Annotated in this window: 11 protein-coding genes and 1 pseudogene; all 12 read right to left on the bottom strand. The window is 38.6% G+C overall.

Going from position 1 to position 16213, the window contains the following annotated elements; translation table 11 throughout:
• Positions 1-4 precede the first annotated feature (4 nt).
• Positions 5-1798, bottom strand: coding sequence for a DNA mismatch repair endonuclease MutL (mutL, locus tag HX13_RS15275; RefSeq protein WP_050021794.1), 1794 nt, complete (start codon positions 1796-1798; stop codon positions 5-7).
• Positions 1799-2043: 245 nt separating this feature from the next.
• A complete protein-coding gene (locus tag HX13_RS15270) occupies positions 2044-2661 on the bottom strand; it encodes a YoaK family protein (protein ID WP_238555389.1) in 618 nt (205 codons plus the stop codon).
• A complete protein-coding gene (locus HX13_RS24535; protein ID WP_238555388.1) occupies positions 2633-2872 on the bottom strand; it encodes a hypothetical protein in 240 nt (79 codons plus the stop codon). Before HX13_RS24535 ends, HX13_RS15270 begins: the two co-directional genes overlap by 29 nt.
• 30 nt (positions 2873-2902) lie before the next feature.
• Entirely contained in the window at positions 2903-3397 is a 495-nt protein-coding gene (locus tag HX13_RS15265) for a hypothetical protein (protein WP_050021793.1), read from the bottom strand.
• Between the two features lie 272 nt (positions 3398-3669).
• The gene (locus HX13_RS15260; protein ID WP_238555387.1) at positions 3670-5058 is read right to left on the bottom strand and encodes a sensor histidine kinase; all 1389 of its coding nucleotides are present in this window, start codon (positions 5056-5058) and stop codon (positions 3670-3672) included.
• Between the two features lie 14 nt (positions 5059-5072).
• Positions 5073-5771, bottom strand: a complete 699-nt coding sequence (locus tag HX13_RS15255; RefSeq protein WP_050021791.1) for a response regulator transcription factor — start codon at positions 5769-5771, stop codon at positions 5073-5075.
• 171 nt (positions 5772-5942) lie between these two features.
• Positions 5943-6434, bottom strand: a complete 492-nt coding sequence (locus tag HX13_RS15250) for a GNAT family N-acetyltransferase (protein WP_050021790.1) — start codon at positions 6432-6434, stop codon at positions 5943-5945.
• Between the two features lie 171 nt (positions 6435-6605).
• Positions 6606-7862, bottom strand: a complete 1257-nt coding sequence (locus tag HX13_RS15245; RefSeq protein ID WP_238555386.1) for a PLP-dependent aminotransferase family protein — start codon at positions 7860-7862, stop codon at positions 6606-6608.
• A gap of 41 nt (positions 7863-7903) precedes the next feature.
• A complete protein-coding gene (locus HX13_RS15240) occupies positions 7904-8269 on the bottom strand; it encodes a hypothetical protein (protein ID WP_050021789.1) in 366 nt (121 codons plus the stop codon).
• A gap of 198 nt (positions 8270-8467) precedes the next feature.
• A complete protein-coding gene (locus HX13_RS15235) occupies positions 8468-13273 on the bottom strand; it encodes a DNA repair ATPase (protein WP_050021788.1) in 4806 nt (1601 codons plus the stop codon).
• Between the two features lie 153 nt (positions 13274-13426).
• Positions 13427-15450: pseudogene (locus HX13_RS15230) on the bottom strand (flotillin family protein).
• Positions 15451-15561: 111 nt separating this feature from the next.
• Positions 15562-16212 (bottom strand): hypothetical protein, encoded by a 651-nt coding sequence (locus tag HX13_RS15225; RefSeq protein WP_050021787.1) that lies wholly within the window; start codon positions 16210-16212, stop codon positions 15562-15564.
• Position 16213 lies beyond the last annotated feature (1 nt).

Below are 16213 nucleotides of genomic sequence, written 5' to 3'. Positions count from 1 at the left end.
ATTTTTAAAATTTGTTTTTAAAATCATTAAACGGAACTTCATAAAAGCATCTCTTCCCGTCCGGTAAAAATTCCGGAAAGCCTAAGGCTGTAAAATCCTTAATCAGTTGTTCCGCGTCTTTTTTATAAATAAAATCAAATCTTGATTTAGACTGCATTTTATTCCATTGGTTCTGATAAAACTGCATAAATTCTTCTTCCGTTTTATATTCCAGGATTTCAAAAAGGTTCTCCAGGAACTTCATAGCCTGCGTTTCTTTCAGTCCTTCGGGAAGCGCATCGATCCTCAATACGCTTTCATGTGCAATTTTCATGTCAAACCCTAATTCCGGCAGATATTTTTTGATCGATTTGTATTTATTTTTTTCGATCTCGTTCATATGATACTCCAGAGAAAAGAGAAGGGCGTGGCTATTGGTGTTTATTTTTCTTGTCGATTTATTACTTTCGCTTTCAGAAATAACCAGCCTGTGCATTCTTCCCAAATCCAGCATCAGGGTCACGTCCCCTTTATTGAACAGCCAATATCCGTTCGGCAGTCTCATCAGATCTTCGTCAAAATCTTCGTCTTCAAACAAATTAATTTTTGAAGGTTCTGCTGAGATATTCTGATGGTACATCTCGGTAAGGTTTTGAATTTCTTCCGGAAGCACCACATTCCTTTCTTCTAAAAAAGGGTTATAATCTTTGTCAACAATTATTTCAGGCATTTTGATTACCCCGCTTCCACTATTACTCTTGCTTGGCAAGGGTTTATTCATCATTTCGTCCAGATCCGGATCCCTGTCAAAATCAAGACTCGGGGAAACATTATAAATTCCCAATGATCTTTTAATTGTAGAACGGAGTAAAGCAAAAATGAGATGTTCATCTTCAAATTTCACTTCTGTTTTCTGTGGATGGATATTGACATCTATTTTTTCCGGATCCAGTTCGAGATATAGGAAAAATGTAGGCACATATCCTGGCTGAAGCAACCCTTCAAAAGCTTCCTGGACAGCCTTATTAAAATACGGGCTTCTGAAATACCTTCCGTTTACGAAAAAGAACTGCTCTCCTCTTGATTTTTTTGCTCCTTCAGGCTTAGCTACAAACCCATGAAGCTTACACCAGATAATATCTTCTTTAATAGGAATCAGCTGTGGCTGCAGTTTTCTTCCAAAGACATCTACAATACGCTGCATCTGGCTTCCCTTTCTTAACCTGAAAACCGCCTCATCATCATGAAACAAGGAAAATTCCAATCCTTCATGAGCCAACGCCACACGTTGAAATTCATCGATTACATGTCTGAACTCGATATTATTATTTTTTAAAAATTTTCTTCTGGCCGGAACATTATAAAAAAGGTTTTTCACCAGAAAATTGGATCCTTCCGTAGTCTGTACCGGATCCTGAAACTGGAAAACACCTCCTTCAATGTAAATATTGGTTCCGATAGAGGCATCTTTCTGCTTTGTTCTCAGCTCAACCTGAGAAACAGCTGCAATAGAGGCTAAAGCTTCACCACGAAATCCTTTTGTAGCGATTTTGAAAATATCTTCCGTCCCTCTGATTTTGGAGGTAGCATGTCTTTCAAATGCCATCCTGGCATCTGTTTCGGACATTCCTTTTCCGTCATCCACTACCTGAATAAGATTTTTTCCGGCATCTCTGATAATCAGTTCAATTTTAGTAGCTTCTGCATCTATAGCATTTTCCAAAAGTTCTTTCACAATGGATGCAGGCCTCTGCACCACTTCTCCTGCTGCAATCTGGTTGGCTACATGATCCGGTAAAAGCTGAATAATATCTGACATAAAAAACGTAAATCAACTTACAAAAATAGTCAATGAAAACGGGAATTAAAACATTAAAAACGGGAATTAATATTTAATTATCAACATTTCAACATTGCTGCTTTCCGGCACTTTGTTATTAAACCGTTCATTCCAGAGGCTTTTTAAAGAGAACAATCCTCTATTGTTCATACACAAATAGAGGATTGATTCACAGCTAGTTTATACAAAAAATTAATATAATGATGATTATTCTTTCGTTATAATCAGTCTTCAAAAACAAGTTTTCTCTTTTCATCCCTTTTGGGAGTTCCATGGATCTTTTCATACAAATAGGCCATGAGGTTGGGCTTTTTATAAATCCTGTTGTATCTGTATCTGGTATTAAAATGTCTCACATGAATTTTATAGGCATCATATCCGATGACCACCAAAAGACATATACTGATTACATAAAACACCCTGAATTCCAGGTAATAATAGGTCAGCCCTGAAAACACAGCTCCTAAAACATAGGCCAGCATAATACTTGATAATAGTTTGGCCCTGCCGATCAGCTCTCCGTTCTTTCTGTATTTTTTCTGGGTAAACATGGAAACCAGGATTCCCAGATCGGTTGTAGTTCCTGTAAGATGGGTTGTTTTCACTGAAAAATTGGAAATACTTGCCGTTAATCCGTTTTGTAATCCCGTAGCAAAAAGCATCAGCGCCACCAGATATTCTGTTTCTTCCAAAGTTTTCTGATAATACAGCTGCCCATATACCCCTACGAAAAGAAGGCATATGATTTCCAGCACAATCGGCATGGCGTGGGCAAAATATTTACTTTTTTTATTGAAGTTGATAACAATAAAATTAGATAGAAAGCTTCCGAAGAAGAACAAAAAAGATCCATGCTCCTACTACCGCTACCTGCGTCCAGTTTGCTTTACTGATTTCAGCCGCTAAAATAGCGTAGTGTCCCGTCACATTCGATGTAAAAGAAAGAAATATCAACAGGGATGCTATATTTATAGTACCTGCCGTGAAGGCAGTCAGCGTCCCCAATCTGATGTTGTCTCCCAATGTCCTGCTGTTACTATAATTCCTTAACATTTTTCTATTTTTTAAATTGTATCTGATTTTTTAGGCTTCTGCAAAGATTTCAGCCAACCTTCCTCTTTCCGGAAGTGCTTCAATAGTCTCAACTGCTATATCCTGAGATTTCAGATCTTTACATTTTCTGATATAAGGAATCAGGTCAAATTTTCCCTTGCCCTTACTTTTAATGGATGAAGAATAATAAGCTTCTTCAATATGCTCAGCCTTCACATACTGGTTGAATGTTCTTTGAAAGCTTCCTGTAAAAACGTCACAAATAATCTTATCGACTAAATGAGGATATTTATTTTTAATGATTCCGTATGCATCACAGAACTCAGCCGGTCTGATCTTGTTAAAGACTGAGGTTTTCGTATTAAATAAAAGATCCCTGATTGAATCTCCCGAATCATACCCTGAAACCAAAAGAATAGTATAGGTATTCCTATCTTCTGAAGCCTCTTTTTCCTTCAGTACCTTTTTCAGTATGTTTAATGACTCTAGAGAATAATCCGTAGCAATTAAAATTGTTTTAGCCATGTCCTTATTATTTATTTTGTGTTTATCTTTTTTGATGATTACAAAATTAGAATGGCCATATTAGAAGCTCTTTGGAACGGAATTAAAATGTCATTAAAGAGATTAAAATGAGATTAGAAATTGTTAAAGGAAGTTAATGCCGGTAAAAGCTAAATCGCGAAAGAGGAAAATCGCGGAAGGTAAAGTAAATGCAAGCTGATAAACAAATGAGATAATGTAAGAAGAAACCCTAGCGATTCCGTAATATTATTTTTTACGTTATCAGTATTTCTTCAGGCATTCTCCTGCTTCTTATAAAAATTCGGGAAACGCATCTGAACCGTAGTTCCTTTATTCTCGTACGAACTTACAATCAGCTCTCCATGATGCATTCTTACGATATTCCTTGCCAAAGGCAGCCCGATTCCGTATCCTTCATAATTATTGGTATTGGAAGCCCTGAAGAACGGGTCATAGATTTTATTCATTTCTTCTTCAGGAATCCCGATTCCGGTATCTTTTACAATAATATAGACATCTGTATCTGTAGCCCCGAGAGAAACTTTTACCTGTTGGAAATTCGAATATTTGCAGCCATTGCTGATAATATTAGCTACAGCAAGGTGCAGTAACTGCTCGTTACCCAACACCTTGAGCTTTTTAGGATTATCGGGAAGCATGCTGATATCCAGGTAAATATTGTTTCTCGAATCGATCCTTCTCAGTGTTTCAATAACATCCCAAAGAAGCTGATCGATTCTCACCTTATCCATTTTCTGAACTTTTCCATCGAATCCGGTTTGGGCAATCATCAGCAAAGCTTTGATTTTTTTGTCGAGTTTTTCTGCCTCATCAAGGATGATTTCCAGGGTTTCCTTATATTCCTCAGCCGTCCTGCTGATGGAGAGGGCCACATCTGCTTCTCCCATAATGGAAGTCAGTGGTGTTCTTAATTCGTGTGAGACATTTCCAATCAAATGGTTTTGTGTTTCAAAGGAGGTCTCGATACGGTTCAGCATTCCGTTAAACGTTTCTATCAGTTCGTTCAGTTCTTTATTATCCGGCTGTGGCTCCAACCGAAGATGGAGGTTTTCGGAACTGATCTCTTTTACTTTTCCGGTAATTTTTAGGATAGGTTTGAATAATGTTTTAGAAAGGTAAAAGGAGAATATCATACTAAAAAACAGAGAAAGTATGATACAGGTAACCAGTGTTCTTTTAAGAAAACCCAGATAGTAAATTACATAATGGTTCTTTGCTGAAGCGATAGCAATGTAATCTTTATTATCATATTTAAATGACTGACCTATATAGTAAAACTCTTTATCGTTATAATTGGCCTCACCATTTCTGATGATACTTTCGAAAAAATAATCGGGAATATGAACAGATTGGGATATTTTTTTAAAATTAGAATCTGCAGGAACGGCAAAAACATAATCTTTTTCCATGGGAAGTTCTTCATCGTTCCTGTTATTGAGGATATAATTTTCAGGAAGATCGAGATGATCCTTGCTTTTTTCGATCTGAACAATAGTTGCTGTCCGGATTTTCAGCAACTCATAAAATCTCTGATGAGAAAAATTAACGATCGAAAAGTAAACCAATCCACTGAACAACAGTATAATGGCAGTAAAAACCAACATTAAAAGCACCATCGTTTTGGTTTGATTTGTGATCACTTTATTAAACATCGTTATCCTTTTTTCAGAACATATCCCATTCCTATTACTGTATGAATTAATTTATTGTCCTCCTGGTTATCCAGTTTTTTCCTTAAATAATTCACATATACATCTACTACATTCGTTCCCAACTCATAGTTGACTCCCCAAACCGCATCCAGGATTTCTGCCCTGGAAATTACTTTTTCAGGATTATTAAGAAAATATAAAAGTAATTTATACTCTGTAGATGTAAGGGTAATTTCCTCACCGGCACGTGTAACTTTTTTAGTATAATCATTCACTGTGAGATCAGAGAACTGAAAGATATGTTCATTATCAGCCTCCTGTCCTATAGTCTCCTGTGCACTGCCGCCATTACTTCTCCTCAATAATGATTTTACACGGGCTACCAATTCAATAAATTTAAATGGCTTCACCAGATAATCATCTCCTCCGCTTTCCAGTCCGAGAACTATATTTTCTGAAGAGCCCAAAGCGGTTAAAAATAAAATAGGGACACTCTGATTGGTCTTCCTGATTTCTTTGCACACATCCAGCCCATTCATTTCCGGCAGCATAATATCCAGAATCACCAGATCGAAATCATTAGCCTGTACCAGCTGAACTCCCATACGCCCGTCAAAGGCTACAGAAACTTCGTATCCACTTTCCTGAAGCCCCTTTTTAATAAAAGATACAACACTTGTTTCGTCTTCAATAAGAATAATTTTTTTTCATGGAATGAAATAAGGAGTTTCACAAAAATAGGAAAATTCCCGGGAAGAGAACCGAAGAAGAATGACATACTGAGGATCCAAAGGCAAATCGCAGGCTTGCAGTTAAAGCTTATTTAAATAAATTTACCTTTTGCGTTTAGCAACCCTGATTCACAATAGTTTTCAATGGAGTGTTCTTAAATCCAATTCCATCTGAACATCCACACGGTCATAGCCAGCATTGACAACAGGAATATGCTTAAATCCTAGTTTCTCATATAATCTGATAGCAGGAACAAGAATAGAATTGGTTACCAGAAAGACCTTTTCGGCCTTTAGTTCTTTAGCTTTTTCTATTAATGCGGATCCAAGTAAATATCCCAGCTTTTTTCCCTGAGCTTTAGGGCTTACGGCCATTTTTGACAGTTCAAAGGTAAGAGGCTGATCTTCTGTTTTCACTAACGCACATGTGCCTACCACACACCCGTTAAGCATAACAAAAGCAATATGCCCTCCTTTATTTAGAATTTCTTCTTCAGGATGATCCAGCAGTTTATAATCACCGGGCTCCATGGCAAAAAATGTTTTGATCCATTCTTCGTTTAAGGCTTTGAAGGCTTCTTTATACTGAGGTTCGTAAGGAATAACCTTTACTTCATTATTGATGTCATTCATTGCTATAAGGTTTACATTCTGTTTTTTATCATTTTACCTAATTTCTCCAGGTCACTTTCAACGCGGTCTGTCCATTCCAGTGCATAGTTCAGTCGCATACAGTTCTGATACTGGTTATATTGTGAAAACATTCTTCCTGGAGCAAAGTTTATTTTCTGGCTAAAGGCTTCATCATACAGGTCTTCCGTGCAAATTTTTTTTATCCAGCTCCAGCCATAGCATAAAGCCTCCTCTAGGTTCGGAGATTTTGGTAGTATCCGGGAAGTAGTGGTTTACTGATTTTTGAATCTGCAGATAATTGGCATACAATTTTTTCCGGAACATTCTCAGGTGATGATCATAACCTCCGTGTTCCAGAAAATCAGCAATCACATCTGAAAATAAAGATGGGCCGGAAACCGTCTGTACCAGTTTCTGACGAATAATCTTTTCTTTAAATTTCCCCGGGGCTACCCAGCCTATCCTGTATCCCGGTGCAAGGGTTTTGGAAACCGATCCAATCCACATTACGATTCCCGCTTCATCATAATATTTGCAGGGTTTCGGTCTTCCTGCCCCGAAATAAATGTTTCCATAGACATCATCTTCAATCAGGGGAACATTATATTCTGTGATAAGCCTTACCAGTTCTTTTTTGTTTTCGTCCGGCATCTGGAAACCTAACGGATTATTATAATTCACTACAAAACAGCACGCTGAAAGTTTTGGCAGCACTTTTTTCAAAGCATCCAGGTCTACTCCTGAAATAGGATGGGTGGGGATTTCCACTGCTTTTAATCCTAATAGCTGAATGGCCTGAAGTATTCCAAAATACACCGGGCTTTCCACAGCTACTGAATCTCCGGGTTTTGTTACTGCCATCAAACAGTTATAAACTCCGTTCATGGCCCCTGAAGTAATCACCAGATCATCCTCTGTAATTTTTCCCTCCATCACCATGGCCCATTTGGCAATTTCACGACGCAGACGTTCACTTCCCTGTACAGGCTCATAATTGGTTCCACTGTCATGTTTCTTTTTCATTACATTAATCATGCACTTCTTCATCTTGGCCACAGGGAGAAGACTTTTTCCCGGTATTCCCAGAGCAAATTGGGTCACATCTGTTCCCGAAATAGTTCCGAATACTTTGTCAATAAGATCTTCAGGACTGTTATTTCCCTCTGAAATTTTCATTTTGGCTACAGAAGGTAATGCCAGTTTCCGCTGGGAGGTCTGGCTTACATAGTATCCGTATTTAGGACGTGATTCCACCAGCGAGCGGCTCTCAAGCTCTGTATAGGCCTGTTTTATGGTATTCAGGCTCACGTTATATAGCTTTTGGGCGCTCCTTAATGAGGGCAGTTTGTCACCGAACTGTAGTGTTTCACTTTTGATCTGTTCAGTAACAGAATTAGCAATTTTAAGATACAGAACATCTTTAGGCATAGATCGGCAGTTTTAAGTAAATGTACAATTTATCCGGTGCACTAAAAATCCAGCCAGCTTACCAAGCTGCTGATACTGTTCTTTAATTGCTCCGGGTCCCGGAAATTGGGAGTATTATTTGCTTTAAAATAACGTTCAGCATGAAGTGCAAAATTCCACTTCTCTCTTTCTGTCAATTCTTTTTTATTGTATATCTTAAAATAAATCCCCCCATTTTCATTAAGGACAAGACTGGCCAGAGATACAACCTCATCTTTCTTTTTAGCCAAAAGAAAAGGAACTCCAAAATCCTGATTTACTCTGGAAATATTCTGTACCTGCAGAAATATATTTTTAAGCTCCAACATATCTGAAATATAAACTTCAGCATAGTTAAGCTGTTCCTGATGTTGGGCAATTGTTTCCATATTTTCCTTCTTTAGCTAAACAAAATTATGGAGTCTTTTCATTAAGACACAGATACAGAAGTTAGTATTATTATGGGTACAGATTATTCCTTGCCAGATATTGAATTTACTCTTCATCTTTGTGTATTTCAGCAAGAAAAATATAACAGGCAGCTCCTATTATGAAACTGCCTGTGAATTTTATTGTAAAAGACCTGATTATGATTCCGCTTTTTTCAGAGCTTCTTTAATTCCTTCCAAGCCCTCCCCGAACTGGGCAAGAAGAGCAACAATCTGTGCCATCCTATCATTCTCTCCCAGTCCTTTTAATGTTTTATTTTTAATAAAAGTTTTTTTAATCTCATTCCAACGTTGTGTTTCTTCTTCCGAAAGGGTATTGATGAGCTCTTTCAGCTTAAGCATATTAGCTTCTGCCCCTGTAGTGAGCGTCTGGGATTCATTCTGATAATGATCCAGCACGATTCTGGTTACCTCATCTGCTTTTAGAATCGGTTGAATCCGGGCAATCAGCTTATTCATATTACGATAAGATCCCTGAAGCTTGAATGGTGGTTCATTTCTGTAATCATCAGACATTGCAGCAGATGAGATATATTCTTTATTCACTTTCAGAACCATATTCCTTACCATGATGGTATTTTTCAGTACCGCTCTGAAATCTGAAATCTCCTGGGAGCTGAAATTTCCTTTAAGGTTATCAGCAGGATTATCTGTTATCACACTGTCATATAATTCATACAGATTTTCCATTCCCGGTTGTGTCAGCCGGGTAAGATATTCGTTAGACATCAGTGCATTTTCAATAAGGCTCAGGTCAAAAAGATCTGTTTTTGATCCTGAGATTTCTCCCAGATTGTAGGTGTCTGAACGGTTGGCGAGCATATCCGGAATTTTAAACTTCTCTCCGCTTTCCGTATAGGGATTTCCTGCCATTACTAAGCAGAATCTTTTGGAACGTAAGTCATATGTTTTGCTTTCTCCATTGTAGATTCCTTCTATTTTCCTTTGCCCGTCTGCAAGTGAAATAAATTTCTGTAAAAACTCAGGATTACAATGCTGGATATCATCCAGGTAAAGCATCACATTATCCCCCATTTCCAGCGCAAGGTTAAGTTTTTCAAGTTCCTGCTTCGCTCCTGCGTTTTTAGCTTCAGCGGGATCTGTTGAAACGATATTATTCCCCAGAGACGGACCATTGATCTTCATGAAAACCAATCCCATGCGTTCTGCCATATATTCCATCAAAGTAGTTTTTCCATATCCCGGAGGAGATACTAAAAGAAGCATTCCCATGCGGTCTGTCCGTTTATCGGTACCCACAGTTCCGAGCTGTTTGGCGAGGTTGGCCCCGATTAATGGAAAGTAAACGTCATTGATCAGTTTATTCCTTACAAATGAACTCAGAACCTTTGGCTGGAAAGTTTCAAGCTTCAGCACTTTTTTCTTCTCTTCAACCCAGGTGTATTTAAGTTCCTGAAGTTGCCTGTATTTTGTAACCGTTACAGTATTGAAGTGGCTTAAACGGGCAACAAATTCAAAATAATCAAGAAAATATCCGGTATCTTTTTCAAGGGACTTTAACCCTCTGATGGTCATTTCATGGGAAATATGTTTGATATTTTTCAGATCAAATCTGCCGGTAATGATAAATGCTGCCGCTTCCTGTAAAGCACCACTATCCATTTCCGGGTGAAAAGCCCGTAATGCACTTTCAGCAATATAGTAGCATGCGGAAGGATATTGATACATCGCCTGAATCTGAGACATAAATTCCAGATCTTTACCCTTTGCTTTAAGCTCTTTTAAGAATGATTCATATAAAATTCCGGCTTTTTCTGAAACCAGAAATCCTTCTTTATTCTCCTGCTTCAGATACACGGCAGCATTGATACAATCTGTCTCTTCGAAAATAGCGTTAACCGACACAAAAGTTCTCATTTCTTCCGCCAGCTCCTTGTTTAAGAATTCAAAACCCTGTTTGGCGATAAACGCATCAGAAATAATAGCCGCGGCTTCAAACTGTCTGGTATAATATTCTTTTTTTTCATCATTTAAAAAGAACCAGAAAAGTTGTGCAAGAGCCCGTTCCTGTGCAGTAAACCTCATCAGTCCCAGCTCATTGTGCAACTGCTGAAGCTTTGCAACAATAATCCTGGCGTCATGATCGTGGATTCCTTTGACCAGGCCTTCCCCGAAATGCTCTGATACAAATTGTTGCACTGCAGATTCGTTTTCCTGTTCTGTCATAATGTTTTTATGAGCAGAAAATACATTCCAGGCAAGATATTCAAAACGCTTTACCTTAGAATTTTCTGAAACAAACTCCTGGTTCCACACTTCTTTGAACTCATCTGTAGCACTGAAACTCAAAGGCTCATAAAAACCTGTTCCTGTAAGGTGATAATAATATTGTGCATTTCTCAGCACCAGGGTAAGGTCCAGCTTCTGCTGATTAACGGCAAACCTGTAATCACCCAATGTAATAACACTTTCACCGTCTGCATAGATTTCTTTTTTATCCTTCAGTTTTCTTACCGCTTCCTGCTGCAAAGTTTTCAGGAGCGTCTGAATCTCTTCAGATTTGGCAGAGTCTTCTAATTCTGCCAGTTGTCTTGCAAGCCCCTTTACTTTTTCTACCATAAGATCAGAAGCAAAATACCCGTTGATCTCATTTTCCGAATCAAAAGATTCTGCTTTGGTCTGTACCGATTTCAAAATTCTCTGAGCGGCGTCAAAAAGATTCTGGGTTCTTTTATTTCTGGATTCCGTCAGCTGTACTCTTTTATTCTGAAAATGCCCGTAAACTTCCTCTCTTTTGTTTCCTATTTTTTGGATAAAGTCTTCAAAATCGATAAATTTTGTTTCCATTTCTTCCAATTGAATGGAAAGTTTAGTCAGGTATTCATCACATTTCTCAGGGGTTTGGGAAAGTTCTAAAAAGTTAATGACCGACTGGTCAAACAGAGTAATCTGGGCCTGGAAATCGGAAGCGAGTTCTTTTCCTGAAATTTCTCTTTTTCTTTTACTTAGTTCCAGCCTTTCCTGATTCAACCTTGCAAAAATCAGGGATATATTTTCAATGATCAGGGTAGATTGGGAAGTGTCTTCAATTTTAAGGTTGTTAACAATATCGACGAGCAGCTCCAACTGACCGGAAAGGGTATTGATATTTTCTTCAATGACTTTTGCATCAACTGTTTTTTGTAATCCGATGATGTCCTCTGATATCTGCTGTGCCCTATCTTCGTACGGCAATAACGCATCTTCCTGCAGCAAAAATTCCACACAGGCATTGGAAAGTGCAGTGTACCGGTCTGCAAGGGAGTTCTCCAGAGATTCCAGTAAATCAGTATCTGCATATTTAAGGGCCTTTCCTCCTGCAACTTCTCCTCTTAAAGCCCGAATCTGTGAAAGCGCATCGATATACTCCGTCAGTTCAGAATACTGAAGCCTTTTGGTATCTTCTAAGATCTTCTCACAAGAATGCCTGATCTTTCCTAAAGCTTCTTCTGTGTTTTTTCTCTGTTCTACCACTTTTTCATATTCGTTAATGGCAGAATGAGCGATAGCGCGGATTTCTTTCAACGGCTGATCCAGTTTCTGAACCTCAGCTTCACCCAGGAAATAGTAAGTATCCAGGATAAAGGTGGAAAGTTTTACAATATCATCATATAATCCACTGTAGGAATCTTTTTTATTTAAAAGCGTGATCAGCTCCTGGCTTTCTGCCATTACCCTTACAATATCCTTATTGCCGATTTTATACAGCAAGCTGTCCGCCTTTTCCATATTCGGAATAAGCTCTTTGGAAAAAGGTGTTTGCCAGATCTGAGCCAGGTGGTGCTTGGTGGTTTCAAGACTTTCTCTCAGATAAATCAGCTTTCCGTCACTCAAAAAGGTAAAGCCGCTGCAACGGATCGGTGTTTCTATGGTCTGCGTGATAATGTTATAAGAAATCAGCTGATAATTATTGGTTTTATCATCGTAAAACACATACAAAAAGTTCTCTCCATTGGGTTCCGTAACCGTTTTCAGATAATACAGCTTGTTTTGTTCCTGAGAAATTATTTTCAGGCCACCGGTTTGCAAAGCATATCCATTTGAAAATAATACACCCTGATTTTCAGGCAATAATATTCCTGAATATTTCAGGGCATCGGCCCTGGAAACTGTTTTTTCTTTATGATTATAGATGAAATGGCGCTCTGTTTCCTGGTAGGGTTTTATTTTAAACAAAACAAGATTACCCAGATCGCAGAAATGGATCTCGGCATCGTCAAGGTTCTGGTCTTTATGAATTACATCTTCGGAATAAATCCCTTTTCCTGTATCCGTATTGTCTTCTACTTTAATGGTAATGTCTCCACCAATACTTTCCACAAATACCTTATCTGCCAGAGAGATGTGGGGATGCTTTCCGGATCGCTGCATATCCCTTGTCGCCTTTGTCCACACAAAGCCATGCTGCTGTGGATATGAAGTTTCTGAAGCGCTCCTGGAGTCTACATAGATAAGCCGGTTTTCTTTGATCAGCCACTTGAAAGCTTTGATATCTGTAGTGCTTTCTGAAAGCTGGAAAACCATATAGAGATAGTTTTCCGTAAAAGTAAACCTGGCAAAAAAAGTATTTCTGTAATATTTATAGAGGTTTTTAAATTCATCAATAAAAATTTCATCATTGATCAGGGCATAATCCTGAGGTTCAAATCTGTTTTTGTTGATTCTATAGATGGAAAAGACATCTGAAATATTGATTTCAGTCTGCAATCCCAGATGGGCATTGGATCCGAATATTAAAAGGTCTCCCAAAGAATAAATATCTTTTGCAATGCAGTTATGATCCGTCGAGATCCTTTCATTGGCAATAAGGGAAAAGTCAATTCCACCAAAAATATTTTTACGGTTCTCATTAAGCTGCTGCAACCTCTGAATAAGGTTATTTTTCTGCTCATTCAGACGGTTCTGAATAATTTCGTAAGTCCCGGAATTAAGTTGTTCTGACATAGTTTTTATTTAGGTTGCCATTCCTGCTTTAGGACAGCAAGTCTTATATAACTTGTGGCACTTTTGAAAATTTTTAATCTAAACCTTATAGGGTTTTGAAACCTATAAGGCTTGAGTCTTAGCATTTATTATAGCATCTAAAACACTTTTGTATTAAACATGGTTATTGTTCACCGGTTTATGTTCCACTCCCAAGTGTTTTGCCATATCAAGTGCTCTTTCCAGAATTCCTTTTTCCTGCGGATTGGCAACATTGTTCAATTTAAATATCAGGGACGCAATACTCATATTTTTGATGTCTTCTGAAGAAATTTTGTATTTATCCACCATTCCCATTACTTTTCCGATAATGTTTTCACCGTCTCCCAATAGGCTTTCTTTTACAATCTGTGCGTTTTCGCTGTGGCTTATGAACTTATCCAGTCCCTTTCCTGCAGAAACCTGCCGGATCACATTGTCAAAAAAAAGTATTATCTCCACCTACAATATCAATTTTTGCTGATTTGAAGGCTTCGGCCAATACCAATGACTGTGCACCTGCAATATCTTTCTGGATGGCAATTTCAGCTAACTCCACTTCTTTTTCTTTATTCAGTTTCAGACGGAATTCTTCGTGGTCTTTTCCGGCTTCATTCAGTTTCTTCATGGCTTCAGCTTTTTCAGTGATTCCTGCAGCTTCTGCCAATGCCTTTTCTTTGATCACTTCTGCCTGTGCAATTCCTTCTTTCTTCACAGCATCTGCCTTTTTCTCAATAACTACAGCCTCCACAATACCTTGTCTTTCTGCAGCATCTGCCTTCGCATGCATCACCTGGGCTTCAGATAATCCCACTGTTGCCTCTTCTTTTGCTTTAGCGTCAGCAATGATTTTTCTGGCTTCTGCCTCTTTTTCTGCGGCATCTCTTTTCGCCTGTGCTTCGATAACATATTTCTGGGCATCTTTTTCCGCCGCCAGCTTTCTGGCTTCTGCCGCCCTGGTCTCTTCAATAAGTTTTTTCTCCGCTTCCTGTGTGGCCAGGGTAATTTCAACCTGCTTGTTTCTTTCAGCTGTTTTAAATGCCTCAAGGTCTTTAATCCCCTGCTGCTCTTCTACTACCGTCTTCTCCATGGTAAGACGCTCACGGATTGCATCCTGAATGCTTTTTTTCTCAAGTTCTATTGCCTTATCTTTTTCAATCTGGGCCAGAGAAACAATTCTTTCTCTTTCAGTAGCTTCGAGAGCTTTGTCTTTTAACACCCTTTCTGTTTCTACCAGATCTGCACGTTCTTTATTTTTGGCTGCAATAACCACCTGGCGAAGTTTATTTTCTTCAGCGATCTGCAATTTTTCTTCTGTAGCAATCCTTACGGTCTCATACCTCAGGCGTTCCTCTTCTTCTACTTTTAATATTTCAGCATTTTCTCTGGCTTTGATATTGGCCACCTCCCTTTTCTGAGATTCTTCTTTTTCCGCCAATTGTTTCTCAAGCTCAAGAATCGCTTCACGTGCTTCTACATTCTGCTTGGTAATGGTTTTCTCTTCATCACGGCGTACCTGATTAGCTTTAATATTCTGGGTAGCGGTAAGCTCGGTTATTTTTTTTAATCCCTTCAGAATCAAGGATGTTATCTTTATCCAGTTTATCAATAGAAGTCTGTTCCAGATAGTCTATTGCACAGTCATCCAGTACATACCCGTTAAGGTCGGTTCCGATGATATCAAGGATTTCCTGACGGAATTCGCTTCTGGCTTCGTACAGCTCGGTGAAATCAAACTTCTTTCCTACGGTTTTAAGAGCTTCAGAAAATTTGGCTTCAAAGAGTTCTCTCAGGGTTTGGGCATCAGAAGCTCTCTGGCATCCAATGGTTTGGGCCACATTAATGATATCGTCCAGAGATTTGTTGACACGGATAAAAAAAGCCACCTGGATATCTGCCCTCATATTATCTTTGCAGATCAAACCTGCTCTTCCTTCTCTTGATATCTCCAGTTTCTTTACAGAGATATCCATAGATTCCATACGGTGAATGATGGGGATTACAATACCTGCATTAAAGAACACCTTGGTTCCTCCGTAGCCGGTTCTTAAAATAACAATTCCCTGCACGGTTTTTTTATACATGGATAAAATCCAGAAGATAAGCCCGACTGACGCCACTACGGCAACAATAATCCCGGCAATTAAAGGTAAGTTCATAGTTTATAAGTTTATTGTATGTAAATGTGTTTTTATATTAAAAATACTGGTAAAGAAAATCCAAAATATAATTGAGTATAATGAGGAAAATATAAAGCATGGTATTCGGTTTTAGGACCACATAGACTTTTGTACATAGTAAATTCTTTTTTCAGGTTCCTCATCTACAATCATAACTCTGGTACCGTGCTCCAACTTTATCCCATCTTTACTTTTTACCATCAGGGTCATAGGATCGCTTCCGATAAAGACTTCCATCATTCCTATTTTATTGTCCTGGATACCGGATTTCAAACGACCCTCCCTTCCCAGAAAATCATGGGCCCTTTCTCCTTTATGGTTAATTTCCCTGAAAAACGGGTTCAGAGGTTTCAGAATAAGTCTGGTAAGCAATATTCCTGCAACCAGCAATGGAAATATTGCCAGGATTCCCATCCATACCGGCATTGGCACAAAATAATTGAGATAAAAGGATCCCAGCCAGGTAATCAGAAGTGAAAGTGTCATAAAATAGGTAACCGGAACGATATCCAAGTTCAGAAACTTCAGGAAATGCATCCAGGCAGACGGGTCGTGATCCGGAGCGTGGAAATGGCCATCTGGGGCATCCGCACCGGGATCCAGATCGGAATGAATCCCCACATCAATATCCAGCCCTGTCAATATGGTAAAAATCCAATAGATTACCGACAGTACCAGCAGTACACTCAGTACGGTATTCACCGGAGAAAATGCGCCATTTAAAAATTCCTGAAAGGTCATA

This window comes from Chryseobacterium sp. P1-3, from assembly GCF_000738495.1.
Classification (GTDB): domain Bacteria; phylum Bacteroidota; class Bacteroidia; order Flavobacteriales; family Weeksellaceae; genus Chryseobacterium; species Chryseobacterium gallinarum.
Note: the sequence above shows the minus strand (reverse complement) of the source record. Positions and strands in the feature narration are given on the sequence as shown.

Coding starts and splice junctions, on each gene's coding strand:
- mutL (WP_050021794.1), bottom strand. CDS start 1,798: ATGTCAGATATTATTCAGCTTTTACCGGATCATGTAGCCAACCAGATT.
- HX13_RS24535 (WP_238555388.1), bottom strand. CDS start 2,872: ATGTTAAGGAATTATAGTAACAGCAGGACATTGGGAGACAACATCAGA.
- HX13_RS15265 (WP_050021793.1), bottom strand. CDS start 3,397: ATGGCTAAAACAATTTTAATTGCTACGGATTATTCTCTAGAGTCATTA.
- HX13_RS15250 (WP_050021790.1), bottom strand. CDS start 6,434: ATGAATGACATCAATAATGAAGTAAAGGTTATTCCTTACGAACCTCAG.
- HX13_RS15245 (WP_238555386.1), bottom strand. CDS start 7,862: ATGCCTAAAGATGTTCTGTATCTTAAAATTGCTAATTCTGTTACTGAA.
- HX13_RS15240 (WP_050021789.1), bottom strand. CDS start 8,269: ATGGAAACAATTGCCCAACATCAGGAACAGCTTAACTATGCTGAAGTT.
- HX13_RS15235 (WP_050021788.1), bottom strand. CDS start 13,273: ATGTCAGAACAACTTAATTCCGGGACTTACGAAATTATTCAGAACCGT.
- HX13_RS15225 (WP_050021787.1), bottom strand. CDS start 16,212: ATGACCTTTCAGGAATTTTTAAATGGCGCATTTTCTCCGGTGAATACC.